Source organism: Sphingomonas sp. Leaf28 (genome assembly GCF_001421685.1).
GTDB classification, from domain to species: domain Bacteria; phylum Pseudomonadota; class Alphaproteobacteria; order Sphingomonadales; family Sphingomonadaceae; genus Sphingomonas; species Sphingomonas aurantiaca.
This window is the reverse complement of record NZ_LMKX01000008.1, coordinates 386,043-403,182: the sequence shown is the minus strand read 5'-3', so window position 1 is coordinate 403,182 and position 17,140 is coordinate 386,043. Positions and strand designations below refer to the sequence as shown.

Annotated in this window: 16 protein-coding genes; 9 read left to right on the top strand and 7 right to left on the bottom strand. The window is 66.7% G+C overall.

What is annotated here, in order from left to right:
- The first annotated feature begins 187 nt into the window (after positions 1 to 187).
- From ASE79_RS12315 to ASE79_RS12300, 4 genes are all read left to right on the top strand, one after another.
- Positions 188 to 1,192: a PhoH family protein gene (locus ASE79_RS12315; protein ID WP_056409148.1), complete on the top strand. Its 1,005-nt coding sequence runs from the start codon at positions 188 to 190 to the stop codon at positions 1,190 to 1,192.
- Between the two features lie 124 nt (positions 1,193 to 1,316).
- Entirely contained in the window at positions 1,317 to 1,826 is a 510-nt protein-coding gene (gene ybeY / locus ASE79_RS12310; RefSeq protein WP_056416769.1) for an rRNA maturation RNase YbeY, read from the top strand.
- Positions 1,827 to 1,834: 8 nt separating this feature from the next.
- The gene (locus ASE79_RS12305) at positions 1,835 to 2,734 is read left to right on the top strand and encodes a hemolysin family protein (protein WP_056416767.1); all 900 of its coding nucleotides are present in this window, start codon (positions 1,835 to 1,837) and stop codon (positions 2,732 to 2,734) included.
- Between the two features lie 237 nt (positions 2,735 to 2,971).
- Complete coding sequence (locus ASE79_RS12300) at positions 2,972 to 4,300, top strand: PQQ-dependent sugar dehydrogenase (protein WP_056416762.1); 1,329 nt, start codon at positions 2,972 to 2,974, stop codon at positions 4,298 to 4,300.
- A 209-nt stretch (positions 4,301 to 4,509) separates the two neighbouring features.
- Here the strand turns inward: ASE79_RS12300 and ASE79_RS12295 are convergent, their stop codons facing one another.
- A complete protein-coding gene (locus ASE79_RS12295; protein WP_056416757.1) occupies positions 4,510 to 5,070 on the bottom strand; it encodes a pyridoxamine 5'-phosphate oxidase family protein in 561 nt (186 codons plus the stop codon).
- Between the two features lie 49 nt (positions 5,071 to 5,119).
- Here ASE79_RS12295 and ASE79_RS12290 point away from each other — a divergent pair, with 49 nt between their 5' ends.
- Together ASE79_RS12290 and ASE79_RS12285 are read left to right on the top strand one after the other, a co-directional pair.
- The gene (locus ASE79_RS12290) at positions 5,120 to 5,365 is read left to right on the top strand and encodes a type II toxin-antitoxin system CcdA family antitoxin (protein WP_056416754.1); all 246 of its coding nucleotides are present in this window, start codon (positions 5,120 to 5,122) and stop codon (positions 5,363 to 5,365) included.
- Entirely contained in the window at positions 5,366 to 5,656 is a 291-nt protein-coding gene (locus tag ASE79_RS12285; RefSeq protein ID WP_056416751.1) for a CcdB family protein, read from the top strand.
- On the opposite strand, the gene tldD is transcribed toward ASE79_RS12285, so the two are convergent.
- Positions 5,653 to 7,080: a metalloprotease TldD gene (gene tldD, locus ASE79_RS12280; protein WP_056416748.1), complete on the bottom strand. Its 1,428-nt coding sequence runs from the start codon at positions 7,078 to 7,080 to the stop codon at positions 5,653 to 5,655. The genes ASE79_RS12285 and tldD overlap by 4 nt on opposite strands.
- 18 nt (positions 7,081 to 7,098) lie before the next feature.
- On the bottom strand, positions 7,099 to 7,332 hold the full coding sequence (locus ASE79_RS12275) for a zinc-finger domain-containing protein (protein ID WP_031393477.1): 234 nt from the start codon (positions 7,330 to 7,332) through the stop codon (positions 7,099 to 7,101).
- A gap of 256 nt (positions 7,333 to 7,588) precedes the next feature.
- On the opposite strand from ASE79_RS12275, the gene ASE79_RS12270 reads away from it, so the two are divergent.
- Complete coding sequence (locus tag ASE79_RS12270; protein ID WP_056416746.1) at positions 7,589 to 8,527, top strand: ABC transporter ATP-binding protein; 939 nt, start codon at positions 7,589 to 7,591, stop codon at positions 8,525 to 8,527.
- A 14-nt stretch (positions 8,528 to 8,541) separates the two neighbouring features.
- Here ASE79_RS12270 and ASE79_RS12265 read toward each other — a convergent pair whose 3' ends face one another.
- On the bottom strand, positions 8,542 to 9,210 hold the full coding sequence (locus ASE79_RS12265) for a YoaK family protein (RefSeq protein WP_107958180.1): 669 nt from the start codon (positions 9,208 to 9,210) through the stop codon (positions 8,542 to 8,544).
- A 182-nt stretch (positions 9,211 to 9,392) separates the two neighbouring features.
- Between ASE79_RS12265 and nadB the strand changes: the two genes are divergently transcribed.
- Positions 9,393 to 10,970, top strand: a complete 1,578-nt coding sequence (nadB, locus tag ASE79_RS12260) for an L-aspartate oxidase (RefSeq protein ID WP_056417306.1) — start codon at positions 9,393 to 9,395, stop codon at positions 10,968 to 10,970.
- 118 nt (positions 10,971 to 11,088) lie between these two features.
- Complete coding sequence (locus ASE79_RS12255) at positions 11,089 to 12,201, top strand: serine hydrolase (protein WP_056416742.1); 1,113 nt, start codon at positions 11,089 to 11,091, stop codon at positions 12,199 to 12,201.
- A gap of 156 nt (positions 12,202 to 12,357) precedes the next feature.
- On the opposite strand, the gene ASE79_RS12250 is transcribed toward ASE79_RS12255, so the two are convergent.
- From ASE79_RS12250 to ASE79_RS12240, 3 genes are all read right to left on the bottom strand, one after another.
- A complete protein-coding gene (locus ASE79_RS12250; protein ID WP_056416739.1) occupies positions 12,358 to 13,587 on the bottom strand; it encodes a M20 metallopeptidase family protein in 1,230 nt (409 codons plus the stop codon).
- Positions 13,588 to 13,761: 174 nt separating this feature from the next.
- A complete protein-coding gene (locus ASE79_RS12245; protein ID WP_056416735.1) occupies positions 13,762 to 15,405 on the bottom strand; it encodes a helicase HerA-like domain-containing protein in 1,644 nt (547 codons plus the stop codon).
- A gap of 111 nt (positions 15,406 to 15,516) precedes the next feature.
- A complete protein-coding gene (locus ASE79_RS12240; RefSeq protein ID WP_056416732.1) occupies positions 15,517 to 17,070 on the bottom strand; it encodes a Do family serine endopeptidase in 1,554 nt (517 codons plus the stop codon).
- Positions 17,071 to 17,140 lie beyond the last annotated feature (70 nt).

The window sequence follows — 17,140 nt, the reverse complement described above, 5'->3', positions numbered from 1 at the left end:
TGCCACACTCGCCCCCGATGCAGCTTCGCCCACGCGACTCGAATCATCTCCACGCAGGCGCCCCGGCGCCGCTTGAACGCGCGGGCTCCCATGCTCATCTTTGGTCGAACGCCATCCCAGGCGTGATGCGTGTCGGCCCGGCCATACCCGATCATCGATCCGACACGCCTGCCCCCGAAAGGACCGCATGAGCCGTAAACCCGTTCCCGCCCAGTCCGGTGACCGCGCCCGAGTCGAACTGCTGTTCGACAAGCCCCAACTCCTCGTCCGGCTGTTCGGCCAGTACGACCAGAATCTGGTAGCGCTCGAAAACCGCCTCGGTGTGTACATCACCGCGCGCGGCAACAAGATCGGGCTGGAGGGTACCGCGGAACAGGTCGCCAAGGCGCGCGACGTGCTCCACGATCTCTATGCCCGGATCCAGCGCGGCGAGGATGTCGATACCGGCCTCGTCGACGCGTCGATCGCGATGGCCGACGAACCCGTGCTCGAAGGGATCATTCGCGCGGATGCCGGCGGCGGCGCTGCGCCTCCGATCATGATCCGCACGCGGAAAAAGACGATCGTCCCGCGCACGCCGGCGCAGGCGCATTACATGCGCGAGCTGACCAACAACGACATGATCTTCGCGCTCGGGCCGGCGGGCACCGGCAAGACCTATGTCGCGGTCGCGCAGGCGGTGCAGCAACTCATCACCGGCAGCGTCCAGCGCCTCATCCTGTCGCGACCCGCGGTCGAGGCGGGCGAGCGGCTCGGTTTCCTCCCCGGCGACATGAAGGAGAAGGTCGATCCCTATCTCCGCCCGCTCTACGATGCGCTCTACGACTGCCTCCCCGCCGAGCAGGTCGAACGCCGTATCGCATCGGGCGAGATCGAGGTCGCACCGATCGCCTTCATGCGCGGCCGGACGCTGGCGGACGCGTTCGTGATCCTCGACGAGGCGCAGAACACCACACCCGCGCAGATGAAGATGTTCCTCACGCGCTTCGGCCAGAACAGCCGCATGGTGATCTGCGGCGATCCCAAGCAGGTCGACATCCCCGGCGGCGTCGCGGCCTCGGGTCTGGCCGACGCCGTGCGGCGTCTGGAGGGGGTGGAGAGCATCTCGATGTGCCGCTTCACCGTCGGCGACGTCGTCCGCCACCCGATCGTCGGCCGCGTCGTCGAAGCCTATGAGGGCAGCGACGCCTGACCCCGCGCGCGGCTATCCCGGACACCCCGGGATAGCCGCCGGGCCATCCGCATACCGCAAGGGGTGCGGAACTTTGCCACATGTGTAATGATTTCGCCCTGACGTTTCCGCCGGAAGGACCCGCATGCTCGAAATCGCGCTCTCTTCGGAGGCTCCCTGGCCCGACCAGGATTGGGACGGCCTCGCCCAGCGCGCCGCGACCGCGGCGATCGAGCGCACGCCGCACGGCGAACTGCTGACCAGCGCCGCCACGGTCGAGATCTCGTTCCGGCTCGCCTCGGACGATGAGGTCCACACGCTCAACAAGCAGTATCGCCAGAAAGACAAGCCGACCAACGTGCTGTCCTTCCCGATGGTGCAGGCCGACCTGCTCGAAACCATCACGCAGAATTCGGATGATGGCGAGGTGCTGCTCGGCGACATCATCCTCGCGCACGGCGTCTGCGTCGCCGAGGCGGCGGAGCGCGGCATTTCGGTCGAAGATCATGCGATGCATCTGATGGTGCACGGCACGCTGCATCTGCTAGGCTATGACCATATCGACGACGACGAAGCGGAGGGTATGGAGCAGATCGAACGCGACGCACTCGCCGCGCTCGGGCTCCACGATCCCTATTTGATAACAGAGGACTGACGACCACGATGGCCGATGGCCCCACTGCCGGAAACGGCGATAGTACCGACAGTATCTGGCGCGGGCTGAAAGGCCTGATCTTCGGCACCCCCGACGAATCGCTGCGCGACCAGCTCGAGGAGGCGATCGACCGGCACGAGGGCGATCCCGCCCCCGATGCCAAGGGCGATCTCACCCCGCTCGAACGCCAGATGGTCCGCAACCTGCTGCATTTCAGCGAGCGTGACGCAGGCGATGTCGGCGTACCACGCGCCGACATCATCGCGGTCGAGGAGGACACACCGTTCGCCGACCTCGTCAAGCTGTTCGCCGAAGCGGGCCACAGCCGCCTGCCGGTCTACCGCGACAATCTTGATACGATCATTGGTATGGTCCACATAAAAGACGTCTTCAACATCCTGGCGACCGGCGCCGAACACCCCGCGTCGATCGCCGGGCTGATCCGCGAGCCCCTGTACGCGCCGATGTCGCGCGGGGCGCTCGATCTGCTCGCCGACATGCGGCAGAAGCATGTCCACCTGACGATCGTGCTCGACGAATATTCGGGCACCGAGGGCCTCGTCACGTTCGAGGACCTGATCGAGGAGATCGTCGGCGATATCGAGGACGAGCATGACGACGCGCCGCAGGTCTTGATGACGCCGATCGACGGCGGTGCCTGGGACGTCGACGCGCGCGCCGAGCTGGAAGACGCAGCCGAGCTGATCGATGCGCGTCTGGCCGAAGTCGATGGCGATATCGACACGCTGGGTGGATTGGCGGCGTTGCTGGCCGGCCACGTGCCGCAAGTCGGCGAATGCGTCGATCATCCCAGCGGGTGGAAGCTTGAGATCACCGACGCGGACGAGCGGCGCATCAATAGGTTGCGCCTGCATCCGCCGGTGGTGCCGGTTGAGGATGACGACTGAGGGACGTGTCACCTTGCTGTTATCCCGGTGCCGTCATGGTCGTTCCAGAGCGCTCAACGCTACCACGACACTTTGACAATGATCCCAGAGAGAGTAGGGATCCCCGGGTTCGGGCCACCGCATTTGCCTCGTGGATATCCCCGCTTTCGCTGTAATGACGGAGGGGGCAAGTTTTGGGGCAACGAGGGGGCGCCGTGACCATTGCCCCCGCCCTCTCGCCCCCCTAATCTCCCCCTCATGCGCAAACACATCCTCATTGTCCTCGGCTTGATCCTTCTCGTGATTGCCGGGGGCGTTACCTATCTCGCTTGGCCCGACACGGCCGAACTGTCGGTCGACCAGGTCGCCGGCAAGCTGCCCAAGATCACCGATCCGCGCATCCAGACAATCCCGACCGTCAAGGTCGCCAAGGTGGTCGGCTGGCAGAACGGTACGATGCCGACCCCCGCTGCGGGCCTGAAGGTCCAGTCGTTCGCGACCGGGCTCGATCACCCGCGCTGGATGTACCGCCTGCCCAATGGCGACGTACTGGTCGCCGAGACGAATTCGCCACCGCGCGAAGGCGGCGGGATCACGGGGTGGGTGATGAAGGTGCTGATGGGCCGCGCCGGCGCCGGCGTGCCCTCGGCCAACCGCATCACGCTGCTGCGCGACGCGAACGGCGATGGCGTTGCGGAGACGAAGTCGGTGTTCATGACCGGCCTTAACTCACCGTTCGGCATGACTTTGCTCGATGGCCAGCTCTATATCGGCAACACCGACGCGCTCGTTCGCGTGCCCTATACCGAAGGCGCGACGAAGATTACCGCCAAGCCCGAGCTCGTCATCAAGCTCAACCCAGGCGGCAACCACTGGGCGCGCAACGTCATCACGGCCGCGGACGGCAAGACGCTGTACGTCGGCGTCGGCTCGTCGTCGAACATCGCCGAGAACGGCATGGACGCCGAGAAATACCGCGCGAACATCCTGCAGGTCTGGCCAAAGGACAAGAACTGGCGGATCTATGCCGCCGGCCTGCGCAACCCCAACGGCATGGCAATCAACCCCAAGTCGGGCGGGCTGTGGACCGTGGTCAACGAGCGCGACATGCTCGGCTCCGATCTCGCGCCCGATTACATGACGCAGGTCGAGTTCGGCGACAATTTCGGCTGGCCCTGGTATTATTGGGGCGGCTATCCTGACAGCCGGGTCGAGCCGAAGAACCCCGCGCTCCAGCAATATGCAAAGCGCCCTGACTATGCACTGGGGCCACACGTCGCAGCCCTCGGCCTGACCTTCTCGGCCGATGCCATGCTCGGCGCGAAGTTCGCCAACGGCGCGTTCGTCGGCGAGCATGGTTCGTGGAACCGCAAGCCCGTCTCCGGCTACAAGGTGGTCTACGTGCCGTTCGGCGACACCGGCTTCCCGGCGGCGAACGCCAAGCCGGTCGACGTGCTCGGCGGGTTCCTGAACAAGGACGGCGACGCGCAGGGTCGCCCGGTCGGGGTCATCACCGACAAGACCGGTGGCCTGCTCGTGGCGGACGACGTCGGCAACGTGATCTGGCGAGTCAGCGCTGGGCGGTAGGAGGCGGAACAGCCCGCTTCAGTCACTGCAAGACAGCTTAAGACGGGTCCTATCAGCAAACACCACCCCGGCGAAGGCCGGGGTCCAGTCGGGAAACGGGCGTAACGACGGGCTGCGCCTAGTTACATCGACCTCTCCAACTGGACCCCGGCCTTCGCCGGGGTGGTGGCTATTGTTAGGGATATAGCCGGCACCCAGATGTCGGCAAATTACGCGCCGCCACCGTCCGGCAAGACCGTCGCAACGCGCACCGGCAACCCGTCGATGCTCTTGGTCCGCCCGGCCCATTTTGCGAGCCGCTCGGTCCCAGCCTGTGCCGCGTGATATTTCGACAGAGTCTGCCGCTCGCGCTCCAGCGCCATGAACGGCACGCCCCAGCCGCAACTCGTCTGCACCTCACCAACCGAGATCACGAAGATCTGTCGCGTGCCCGGCAGAGGCGTGAACCTCGCGTACAGTTCCGCCCATTCGGTATCCTGCGGCAGCACCGCGCGACCCGTGCCATAGATCCGGAAGATCAGCGCGGGCTGGTCGAAGGCGCAGAACATGATCGTGATCCGCCCGTCCGCGGCGAGATGCGCGTTGGTCTCGTTCCCCGAGCCACCGACGTCGAGATACGCGACGGTGTTCGCATCGAGCACGCGAAAGCTGTCCATGCCCTTGGGACTGAGGTTGATCCGCGCGCCCTCCGCCGCCGTCGCGACGAAGAACACCGGCTGCCGCGCAACGAATGCGCGGTGATCGTCGGTGAGCGCGGGGAAGAATTCCATCGATCGACTCCGGATTGACGCGCGCCAGCTACGCGCATAACTTGTGCGCATGAAGCATGATCCCATCGCCACCGGCAAGCGCAAATCGGTCAATATGTCGCTGGATACCGGCATTGTTGCGGCGGCACGGGAAGCGGGACTCAACCTTTCGCAGATCAGCGAACAAGCGATCCGGCACGCCACGAAGGTCGAGCAGGAGCGGCGCTGGAAGGAAGACAATCGTGAAGCAATCGACGGTTGGAACCGCTGGTACGACGAGAATGGCGATCCGCTCGCGCATCTGCGGCCGCTCTGAGTGGCACAGTTCGACGTCTATCGAGTCCGAGGCAACGTGCTGGTCATTGATTGCCAATCAGATCTGTTGTCCGACCTTCAGACGCGCTTCGTGGTGCCGCTCCGTCCAACCGACGCGGTCATCGTTAAGAGGCTGACACCGAGCTTCACAATCAACGGCCAAGCCCTGACAATGGTCACGCCGCTAGCCCGTGCAATCGACATCCGCGATATCGAAGCCATCGTGACCACGCTCGAGGCGGCACAGTCCGAGATCAAGGCCGCACTCGATATGCTGATCTCAGGCTATTAAGCCGCCGTCCCGCCGACCGTAAGCCCGTCGACCAGCAACGTCGGCTGGCCGACGCCCGCGGGCACCGACTGCCCGCCCTTGCCGCAGATCCCGATACCCTCGTCGAGCGCGAAGTCGTTGCCGATCCCGCGCACCTTGGTCAGCGAGCTCGGCCCGTCGCCGATCAGCGTCGCGCCCTTGATCGGTGCGCCCAGCTTGCCGTCCTCGACCAGATACGCCTCGGTGCAGCTGAACACGAACTTGCCCGACACGATGTCGACCTGCCCGCCGCCGAACGCCTTGGCGAAGATGCCCTTCTTGACGCGACTCAGCAGCTCGGCGGGATCGTCGTTGCCCGCCTTCATGAAGGTGTTGGTCATCCGCGGCATCGGCGCGTGCGCATAGCTTTCGCGGCGGCCATTGCCCGTCGCCTCGACGCCCATCAGCCGCGCGTTGAGCCGGTCCTGCATATAGCCCTTGAGAATGCCGTCTTCGATCAGCACGGTCTCGCGCGTCGGCGTGCCCTCGTCGTCGATCGTCAGCGACCCGCGGCGATCCTGGAGCGAGCCATCGTCGACCACGGTCACGCCCTCGGCCGCGACGCGCTCGCCGATCCGCCCCGAAAACGCCGACGTGCCCTTGCGGTTGAAGTCGCCCTCGAGCCCGTGGCCGATCGCCTCGTGCAGCAGGATGCCCGGCCAGCCATTACCGAGCAGCACGGTCATCTCGCCCGCGGGTGCGGCGATCGAGTCGAGATTGACCAGCGCCTGCGACAAAGCCTCGTCGATCGCGCGGTTGTACGTCGCGGGCTCGAACAGGTCGGTGTAGAGATAGCGGCCGCCGATGCCGTAGCTGCCCGTCTCGCGCCGGCCATTCTGCTCGGCAACGATCGAGACGTTGAGCCGCACCAGCGGCCGCACGTCGGTCGCGACGAAACCGTCGGCGCGGACGATCTCGACCACCGACCATGTCCCCGACAGGCTGACCGAGACCTGCGCCACGCGCGGATCGCGCGCGCGCGCGGCGGCGTCGATCGTCTGGCACAGGTTCACCTTGTCCGCGAACGGCACGAGGTCGAGCGGGTCGGCGGCAGTGTAGCGGTAGCGGTTGGTGCCCTGTGGTGGGCCCGCCTTGGCCGCGACGCCCGGCTCGATCAGCGCCATCGTCTCGGCGGCGCGACGGATCGCGGCGGGGGTCATCTCGTTCGAATGCGCGAACGCGGTCATCTCGCCGGACACCGCGCGGAGGCCGAAGCCCGAGCTGGTATCGTAGGACGCGGTCTTCAGTCGTCCGTCGTCGAACCCGAACGCCTCGGCCTTGCGATATTGGAGATAGAGTTCGCCATCATCGGCCTTGCCGAGCGCCTTGGCGGTCAGCGCCTGCGCCTGCTCGGGGTCAAGCGTGTCGCGGTAGAGGAACGAGCGGGGATCTGCAGCTATCGTCATCCGATAGATATAAGGGGCTTAGCGGCCCGCGCCATCCCCATGGTCGCGCAATGTCGACTGGTCCGCGCCATCGGCGGCCCCGCCGACCAGGATGAAGCGCCGATCGCAATAGCCGCAATCGACATATCCGGTCTCGTCGATCTGCAACCACACGCGGGGATGGCCGAGCGCTGCGCCGCCGGGAATGTCGGTGGCGCCATCGCAGGCGACGCGGGCGTGGGTGACGCGGGTGGTTTCGAGCGGCGGATGCATGCCGGCGCGATAGCAAGCGCGGGCGGGGCGGGCAATTGGTTCTTCTGTGTCGGGGAGAAGGAAGGATTTGTTCACGCGGAGGCGCGGAGGTGTTGCGCTGGTCGCGAAGTGACCCTCACATCAGGAACGGCTGGACAGGAAGTGCGTCTCCCGACCGACAGGCTGGATACGACATCTCCGCGCCTCCGCGCGAACAAATCTTCTTTGCGACGCCCGAGGGGATGACCCGCCCTTCCCGCCCCGCTATGCCGCAGCCATGACCGAAGCCGCGATCGCAATCTCGAATCTCTGCAAGACCTACGCCCCCGTGGGCACGGCGGCACCCAAGCGCGCGCTCGACGGCGTGACGTTCGACGTGCCGCGCGGCCAGATCTTCGGGTTGCTTGGCCCGAACGGCGCGGGCAAGTCGACGCTGATCAACATCCTCGCAGGACTCGTCAACAAGACCGACGGCAACGCCGCGATCTGGGGCTTCGACACCGACGAGCATCCGCGCAACGCCAAGGCCTCGATCGGTATCGTCAACCAGGAGATCCTGTTCGATCCGTTCTTCTCGCCGTTCGAGACGCTGGAAATCCAAGCTGGGCTTTACGGCGTGCCCAAGGCGAAGCGCCGGACGATGGAGCTGCTCCGCGCGGTGCATCTGGAGGACAAGGCGCACGCCTATGCGCGCACGCTGTCGGGGGGCATGAAGCGCCGCCTGATGGTGGCTAAGGCGATGGTCCATTCGCCCCCCGTGCTCGTGCTCGACGAACCGACAGCGGGAGTCGACATCGAACTGCGCCAGCAGCTCTGGACCTATGTCCGCAGCCTCAATGCGGCAGGCGTCACGGTCGTCCTGACGACGCATTATCTGGAGGAAGCCGAGGAGCTCTGCGACCGGATCGCGATCATCAACAACGGTCGCCTGATCGCCAACGAACCGACGCGTGAGCTGGTCGGCAAGGCGCAGGAGAAGATCGTCGCGGTGACGGTCGACCGCGACGTGACCGATATCCCCGCGAACATTTGCTTCGAGAAGATCACGCTCAAGGGCGATCGGACGCTTGAGATCACATACAAGAAGGATCGCGTCAACGCTGGCCAGGTGCTGGCGGCGATCCAGGGCGGCGGGTTCGGGATCGTCGACGTCTCGACCAAGGAACCCGATCTCGAGGACGTCTTCCTGAGCCTGACGCGCGCCGCCAACGCCTGACATCACGGCAGGCGCTACACCGCGGGCCGGTGTCGTGCGCCTGCGGGTTCGGCAGGACCGAGCGCTGCGGCGTAGCCAGCGAGCGCGATCGCGACCAAGGCGGCGATCCACAATCCGTCGGTGCCAAGCCGCGCATAGGCGAGCGCACCGCCGATCGCCCCGCCGACCAGCGCGGCCCATAGCACCAGATAGGGCAGCCACGCCCAGCGCGGCCCGCCGATCAGCGCGCCCGCCAGACGCTGGCCGAACTTGACGAGCGTTCCGGTCATATAGGTCACGCCGATGCTGACCTCGCCCGCGCGCTGGAAGACAGTGTTCGCGGATCCCATCGCCGCTGCCATCATGGTCGTCGTCCAGCCGATCGAGGCGCGGCCGTCGATGCCCGCCGCGATCGCCAGGACTGCGGCGACGAAGACCAGGACGGCGGACTTGCGATAGCGGCCGGCGATCTCGGACAGCAGCGTGCCCGCGACAACCCCGCCGACGAACCCGAGCACGAGCCGCCCCGCCATCGCCGCCATTGGCGGATCGAGCACCGCGCCGACCGCAAGCTGGGTCGAATTGCCGCTCATGAACGACACGAACAGGCCACCCAGCTTGAGGAAGCCGATCGCGTCGACATAACCGGCCATGCCCGACAGGCCGGCGGCGAGACTCCAGAAGCGCGCGTCATAGGTCTTCACGCGCTCCAGCCTAGGCGCGATCCGGTCCGTGTTCGACCCCCGGAACTCGGGTTCGCGCATCGACGCGGCTTGGCGTCTGCGGCAAACCCTGTCCTGCCGCCCCGTTTTTGTGCCACAGCGGCGCAATGCAGGATTTTCTTCCCTCGTCGCGCGACGATACGCGGCCTTCCGACACGACCGGCATGACCAGCGATATCCTCATCGTCGGATCGGGTGCCGCCGGACTGACAGCCGCGCTTACGCTCGCCGATCGGCTTACCGTGACGGTGCTGGCCAAGGGCGCGCTGAATGAAGGGTCGACCGCCTGGGCGCAGGGCGGGATCGCCGCGGTGCTCGAACCCGGCGACACGTTCGAGAATCATGTCGAGGACACGATGGTCGCGGGCGCTGGGCTCAACGACCGCGCGATCGTCGAGATGGTCGTCGAGGGCGCCCCCGCCGCGATCGAGCGGCTCAGCCGTCTCGGCGTGCCGTTCGAGACCGAGGGCAACGCGCTCCACCTGACGCGCGAAGGCGGGCACAGCCATCGCCGGATCGTCCATGTCGCCGATGCGACCGGCTGGGCGGTGCAGGAGGCGCTGCAACGCGCGGCCGAGGCGCATCCCAACATCACGCTGGTCCCCGATCAGATCGCGATCGACCTGGCAACCGGGCGGCATGAGCTACGCTATTCGGGCGCGGGCAATGTGTGGGGGGTGTACGCGGTCGACCGCAAGACCGAGCGCGTTGGCCTTTACACCGCGCGCGCGACGATCCTGGCGACGGGCGGTGCGGGGCGGACCTATCTGTTCTCGACCGCGCCGCGCGGCGCGACCGGCGACGGGATCGCGATGGCATGGCGGGCGGGTGCGCGGGTCTCAAACATGGAAATGATGCAATTTCACCCGACCTGCCTCTACAATCTGGAGGTCAAGAATTTCCTGATCACCGAGGCGGTTCGCGGCGAAGGGGGGCGGTTGATCAACCCGTCGACGGGCAAGCGCTTCATGACCTATTACGATGCGGCGCGGATGGAACTCGCCCCCCGCGATATCGTCGCGCGCGCGATCGACGCGGAGATCAAGCGCTATGGTCTCGACTACGTCCATCTCGACATCAGCCACATGCCCGCCGACTTCATCCGCCATCACTTCCCGAACATCCACGAGAAGCTGCTGACGGTCGGCATCGACATGACCACGCAGCCGATCCCGGTCGTCCCTGCGCAACATTACACGTGCGGCGGGATCGTCGTCGACGAGCACGGCAAGACCGACCTGCCCGGCCTGTATGCCGCGGGCGAATGCACCGAATCGGGTCTGCACGGCGCGAACCGGCTGGCGTCCAACTCGCTGCTCGAATGCTTCGTGTTCGGCGAGGCGGCCGCGGACAGCATCGCCGCCGCGTGGGACAGCCTGCCCCTGCCCCCGCCGATCCGTCCCTGGGACGAAAGCCGCGTCACCGATTCGGACGAGGAGGTGGTGATCAAGCAGACCTGGACCGAAATCCGTCGGTTCATGTGGAATTACGTCGGCATCGTCCGCACGACCAAACGGCTCGAACGCGCACAGCACCGGATCAAGCTGCTCAACGACGAGGTCGCCGAATATTACCAGCATTTTCGCGTCACGCCCGACCTGATCGAACTGCGCAACCTGCTCCAGACCGCCGAGTTGATCGTCCGGTCCGCGCTGCACCGGCATGAAAGCCGCGGACTGCATTTCACGCTCGATTATCCCGACACGTTGCCCGACGCGGTCGACACGGTTCTCGTTCCCTGACCGCGGCGCGATTGGGCGCAACCCCCGCGCGCTTCGTCGCAGCGGTGCGGAGGCGCTGTTTCGCGCGCCCGAGCAACCGATAAGGATCGATGCTCCAGTGCAGGGCCTTCAATCCATCATGACATCGGCGAGTGCGTTCAAGCGTCTTCTGGCAACCACCCTGTTCGGTGTGGCGCTCGCCGGATGTGGATCGGCATCGCGGCCCACCCCGCCTGCGGTCAGCCCGGTGAATCAGGCCGGGGGATTCGTCTCGATTCCGGTGCCGCCGCCGCTGCCGCGCACGGCGCGCCCCGCGCCTGCCAGCCTGGTCAACGCAATTTCCGAACTGCAGAGCGGCTTCCAGGGCAAGGCGGGAATCGCGGTGCGCGCGGTCGACGACGGCTGGACGGTCGAGGCGGGCGGGCGCCAGTTGCTGCCGCAGCAATCGGTGAGCAAGCTGTGGGTCGCGTTGACCGTCATGGACCTGCGCGACCAGGGCAAGATCCGCCTCGACGAGCCGATCGTCGTCCGCCCGCAGGACCTGACGCTGTTCCACCAGCCGATCGCGATGCTGGTCAAGGGCGATGGCTATCGCACGACGGTCGGCGACCTGCTCACGCGCGCGCTGACGCATAGCGACAATACCGCGAACGACCGGCTGCTCACGCGCGTCGGCGGATCGGCCGCGGTGCGGTCGATGATCGCGCGCAAGCAACTCGGCGCGATCCGGTTCGGGCCGGGCGAACGGCTGCTGCAGAGCGGGACCGCGGGGCTGACGTGGCAGCCTTCCTATGCGGTCAATGGCGGCTTCCTGACCGCGCGCAACCAGCTGTCGCCGGCGGTGCGCGCCGCCGCGCTCGACGCCTATGTGCGCAATCCACCGGATGGCGCTGCGCCGATCGCGATCGCCGATGCCATTGCGCGGCTGGCGAAGGGGGATCTGCTGTCCGAGACCTCGACCAAGATCCTGCTCGATACGATGGGCCGGTCGGTCACCGGTCGTGCGCGGTTGCGCGCGGCGCTGCCCGGCGGGTGGGAGATCGCGCACAAGACCGGGACGGGGCAGGATCTCGGGCGGCGCAACGCGGGCTTCAACGATGTCGGGCTGCTGACCGCGCCGGATGGGCGTCGCTACGCGATCGCGGTGATGATCGGCGACACGATCCGGCCGATGCCGGAGCGGCAGAAGCTGATCCAGAATGCGGCGGCCGCGGTGGCGACTTATGCGGGGTCCACGCGGCCGTTGAACTGAGCCTGCCACTAGAACCCGGTCACTAAACCCCCGTCATCCTGACGAAAGTCAGGATCCAGAGCCAGATACGGTATCGCCCGTAACCCTGGATCCTGACTTTCGTCAGGATGACGGAGTGGGGGGACGCCGCGGAATGGGGAGATGCGGCGCGCGCCCTCAGTCGAAGCCGTTCGTCAGGAACCGCTCCGCCACCGCGCAGTGCATGGCGATGCCGTGCGCCATCACGCGTTCGTTGATCGCCATCCTCGTGTTGTGCAGCGGCGGATTGGTGCGCGGGTCGCTCCCCTCGGGCGCGGCGCCGATGAACGCCATCGCGCCGGGGAGCTTCTGGAGCACGTAGGAGAAGTCCTCCGCGCCCATCATCGGCGGCATCACCTGATACGCGCCCTCGCCGCCGATCGCGGTCGCGCACGCCTTCATCAGGTCGGTGGCGCGTTCGTCGTTGACGGTGACCGGATAGCCTTCTTCGATCGTCGGCGTGCCCACCGCGCCGTGCGCGGCGGCGATGCCCTCGACCATGCGGATGAACGCCGCGCGGACCTGCTCGCGCGTGCGCTCCGACAGCGTGCGCATCGTGCCGAGCATCTCGACGGTCGACGGGATGACGTTGTGCGCGGAGCCTGCGTTGAGCTTGGTAATCGACAGCACTGCCGGGTCGGTGACCGCCACCTGCCGCGCGACATAGGTTTGGAGCGCGGTGACGATCTCGCACGCGATCGGCAGCGGATCGAGGCAGTCATGCGGCATCGCTGCATGGCCGCCGCGCCCGGTGATCGTCGCGCGCAGCGTGTCGGTCGAGGCCATCAGCGTGCCTGCGCGGCTGACGACATGACCCATCGGCATGTTGGGCGAGATATGCAGCGCGAACCCCGCCTCGGGCAGCGGCGCATCGAGCAGGCCGTCGGCGATCATGTGGCGGGCGCCGTGATGCCCCTCCTCGCCGGGCTGGAACATGAAGACGACGGTACCGGGAAGGTCGTCGCGGCGGGCACACAAGGCTTTGGCCGCGCCGACCAGCATCGCGGTGTGCGAATCATGGCCGCAGGCGTGCATCGCGCCGTCGATCTTCGACGCGAAGGGGAGCCCGGTTTCCTCCTGCATCGGCAGCGCATCCATGTCGCCGCGCAGCAGGACCGTGCGGCCGTTGCCGCCGGCGGTGCCGCCGCGTCCGCCGCGCAGGATCGCGACGAAGCCGGTGGTCGAATTGCCCTCGCGAATCTCGAGCGGGAGGCCGGCGAGCGCGGCCTTCACCTTGTCCGAGGTGCGCGGGCAGTGGAGGCCGACTTCGGGGTCGGCATGGATCGCGCGGCGCAGCGTGATCGCATCGTCGAGGCTGTTCTCGCCGATGCTGGTCCAGTCGGTGGTGGATTCGAAATCGAGGGACATGGTTTGACTCCTTGAACGGCTTGACCATCACCCCGGCGAAGGCCGGGGCCCAATTGGGAAGGTCGATGTGACGGAGCGCCTCCCGACGTTACCTCCGTTCCCCAATTGGGCCCCGGCCTCCGCCGGGGTGGTATAATTGTTTTGAGGGCAGCCCGCCCCCGGTCACGCTGCAGTCTACCCCCGGAACAGCCCGCCTAAAACCCCGCGCAGCACGGTGCCGACCAGGCCGCCGCTCGACGACCGCCGGCGCGACGTCGTGCCGAACACCTGTTTGCCGATCTCGTTCGCGACCTGCCGGCCGATCGACGAGCTGGCCGCCCGCGTCGCTGACGAGGCCATCTTGGTCCAGGGCGAGTTCGCCGCCGCGCGGTCGTCCTCGCGTTGCTGGCGATCCGCCTCGCGCTGGTCCGCGACACGCTGGCGTTCCGCCTCCTTCGCCGCCTTCGCATCGACCTTGGCCTGCGCCGCCGCGGCCTTCTCCGCCTCGGTCGTCGCCTTCGCCTCGGCCGCCGCGGCGCTCGCTTCCTCGGTCTTGGCCGCGAGCAATTCCTCCGCCGATTCGCGATCGACCAAAGTGTCGTATTTCGCGCCGATCGCATCGGTCTCGATCATCACTTTGCGCTCGGCGGGCGTGATCGGTCCGACGCGCGACGCGGGCGGCTTGATCAGCGTGCGCTCGACCGGGGTCGGCGCGCCGTCGGTCTGGAGCAGCGACACGAGCGCCTCGCCGACCTTCAGCTCGGTGATGACCGTGGCGACATCGACGCCCGGATTGACGCGGAACGTCTCCGCCGCCGCGCGCACCGCCGCCTGGTCGCGCGGCGTGAACGCGCGCAGGGCATGCTGGACGCGGTTGCCGAGCTGGCCGGCGACGGTGTCGGGAATGTCGATCGGGTTCTGCGTGATGAAATACACGCCCACCCCCTTCGAGCGGATCAGCCGGACGACCTGTTCGATCTTCTCGAGCAGTGCCTTGGGCGCGTCGTCGAACAGCAGATGCGCCTCGTCGAAGAAGAAGCAGAGCACCGGCTTGTCGGGATCGCCGATCTCGGGGAGATGCTCGAACAGCTCGCTCATCAGCCACAGCAGGAACGTCGCATACAGCTTGGGTGAAGCCATCAGCTTGTCGGCAGCGAGGATGTTGACGATGCCCCGACCGCGATCGTCGACGCCGATGAAGTCGTTCATCTCGAGCGCGGGCTCGCCGAAGAAATTCTCCGCGCCCTGGGTGCGCAGCTGGAGCAGCGACCGCTGGATCGCGCCGATCGACTGCTTCGAAATATTGCCATAGGTCACCGTCAGCTCATCCGCGCGGCCCGCGCACTCGGTCAGCATCGCCTGCAGATCGTCGAGATCGATCAGCAGCAACCCCTCCTTGTCGGCGACGTGGAAGGCGATCGTCAGCACGCCCTCCTGCACGTCGTTCAAATCCATCAGCCGCGACAGCAGCAGCGGCCCCATCTCGCTGATCGTGGTGCGAATCGGATGCCCCTGCTCGCCGAACAGGTCCCAGAACTGCACCGGATTGTCGGCATAGGCCCAGCTGTCGTCGCCGATCGCCTTGGCGCGCTCGGCGAACGTCGCATGCGTCTTGGCGGTCGGCGATCCGGCCATCGCGAGGCCCGACAGGTCGCCCTTCACGTCGGCGACGAAGCACGGCACGCCGTTTGCCGAGAACCCCTCGATGATGCCCTGCAGCGTCACCGTCTTGCCGGTGCCGGTCGCGCCCGCGATCAGGCCGTGGCGGTTCGCGCGCTTCAACGCCAGCATCTGCGGCTTGCCGTCCACGCTTGCGCCGATGAAGATGCCGTCGCTCATGCTCTCGTCCTCGTTATCCGGCACCGACCCTATCCCCGTAGCCTGCAAAGAAAAAGGACCGCCGCTCGGGTGAGCGACGGTCCTTTTCGGATCAGTCGTGACGGTCGTGGATTACTTGATCTTGACCGGCAGGAACTGTGCCGGGCTGCGTCCACGCTTTACCTGCAGCAAGACCTGCGGGCGACCCGCGGTCTTCGCGGTGTTGACCGCGTTCTGGAGGTCGGCCGCGGTGCGAACGGGCGAGCCGTTGACCGACATGATGACGTCGCCGCGCTTCAGCTTGCCAAAAGCGTCGCTGGTCTGCGCAACGACGGCGATGACGACGCCCTGCGTGCTCGCCTCGACGCCGACCGCCTGCGCGATCGCCGGGGTGAGCGGCTGTACGCCGATCCCGAGCACGGCGCCCGCCGTCGGTGCGGCGGTGGTGGCATCATCGCCGTCATCGCCATCGTCGGTGCCGAAGCCCTGTGCATCGCCGCCCAGCGTCGCGGCCAGCTTGTCCGCGCTCGGACGCGGCACGACGACCACGTTGGCGACAACAGGCTTGCCGTTGCGCAGGATGTCGAGACGCGCGGTCTGGCCCGGCTTCACGTTGGACACGAGATAGGACAGCGACTGGTCGACGGTCACGACCTGGCCGTTGACCTTGGTCACGACGTCGCCTGCGCGGACGCCGGCCTTCGCCGCGGGGCCGCCTGCGGTCACGTCGTTGATCAGTTCGCCCTGGTTCTTGGCGATGCCGAGTGCGGCCGCGGTATCCTCGTTGATCGTGCCGCCCGGCTGCAGCTGGACGCCAATATAGCCGCGCTCGATCGTGCCGCCCTTCATGAAGGTGGCGATGATCGGCTTGGCAACGGCTGCGGGAATCGCGAAGCCGATACCGATATTGCCGCCCGACTGGCTGAAGATCTGCGAGTTCACGCCGATCACGTTGCCGTTCAGATCGAACATCGGGCCGCCCGAATTGCCCTGGTTGATCGACGCGTCGGTCTGGATGAAGCGGTCATACGCACCGCCCTGACCGGTGACGCGGTTGATCGCCGAGACGATGCCCGCGGTCACGGTGCCGCCCAGGCCGAACGGCTCGCCGATCGCGACGACCCAGTCGCCGACGCGCGCGCCGTTCGAATCGCCGAACTTCACGAACGGCAGGTTGGCCGCGTCGATCTTGAGCAGCGCGAGATCCGATTCCTGATCCTTGCCGATGACCTTGGCGACATATTCCTTCTTGTCACTGAGCGTCACGGTGATCGAATCGACCGTCGCGCCCTGCGCGCCCGGCGAGATCACGTGATTGTTCGTGACGACATAGCCGTCGGGCGAGATCAGGAAGCCCGAGCCGAGCGAGGCACCCTCGCGCTTGACCGGCGCGCCGCCCTGGCCACCACCGCCCATGCCGCCGAACAGGTCGCCGAACGGCGTGCCCGCGAACGGATTGGCCTGCTGCTTCTGGACGATCGTCTGCTTGGTCGAGATGTTGACGACCGCGGGCTGGAGCCGCGCGACCATGTCGGCAAAGCTCATCGGCGCGCCGGGCTTGGGCGACACGGCCTGGATCGCGCCCGGCTCGTTCTGCGCGACCTGCGCACCGCTTGGCTGCAGCGCGAGCGTGGCGGTCGCGCCGCCGAGGAGAAGAGCACTGGTAATGGCGTAGGCGTAACGCACTAGATGTTGTCCTCTCGTTTCATCAATCGAAACAGATCGCCGTTAGGCGGGCCGTCCTGAATGATGCTTG

Coding starts and splice junctions, on each gene's coding strand:
- ASE79_RS12315 (WP_056409148.1), top strand. CDS start 188: ATGAGCCGTAAACCCGTTCCCGCCCAGTCCGGTGACCGCGCCCGAGTC.
- ybeY (WP_056416769.1), top strand. CDS start 1,317: ATGCTCGAAATCGCGCTCTCTTCGGAGGCTCCCTGGCCCGACCAGGAT.
- ASE79_RS12305 (WP_056416767.1), top strand. CDS start 1,835: ATGGCCGATGGCCCCACTGCCGGAAACGGCGATAGTACCGACAGTATC.
- ASE79_RS12300 (WP_056416762.1), top strand. CDS start 2,972: ATGCGCAAACACATCCTCATTGTCCTCGGCTTGATCCTTCTCGTGATT.
- ASE79_RS12295 (WP_056416757.1), bottom strand. CDS start 5,070: ATGGAATTCTTCCCCGCGCTCACCGACGATCACCGCGCATTCGTTGCG.
- ASE79_RS12290 (WP_056416754.1), top strand. CDS start 5,120: ATGAAGCATGATCCCATCGCCACCGGCAAGCGCAAATCGGTCAATATG.
- tldD (WP_056416748.1), bottom strand. CDS start 7,080: ATGACGATAGCTGCAGATCCCCGCTCGTTCCTCTACCGCGACACGCTT.
- ASE79_RS12275 (WP_031393477.1), bottom strand. CDS start 7,332: ATGCATCCGCCGCTCGAAACCACCCGCGTCACCCACGCCCGCGTCGCC.
- ASE79_RS12270 (WP_056416746.1), top strand. CDS start 7,589: ATGACCGAAGCCGCGATCGCAATCTCGAATCTCTGCAAGACCTACGCC.
- nadB (WP_056417306.1), top strand. CDS start 9,393: ATGACCAGCGATATCCTCATCGTCGGATCGGGTGCCGCCGGACTGACA.
- ASE79_RS12255 (WP_056416742.1), top strand. CDS start 11,089: ATGACATCGGCGAGTGCGTTCAAGCGTCTTCTGGCAACCACCCTGTTC.
- ASE79_RS12250 (WP_056416739.1), bottom strand. CDS start 13,587: ATGTCCCTCGATTTCGAATCCACCACCGACTGGACCAGCATCGGCGAG.
- ASE79_RS12245 (WP_056416735.1), bottom strand. CDS start 15,405: ATGAGCGACGGCATCTTCATCGGCGCAAGCGTGGACGGCAAGCCGCAG.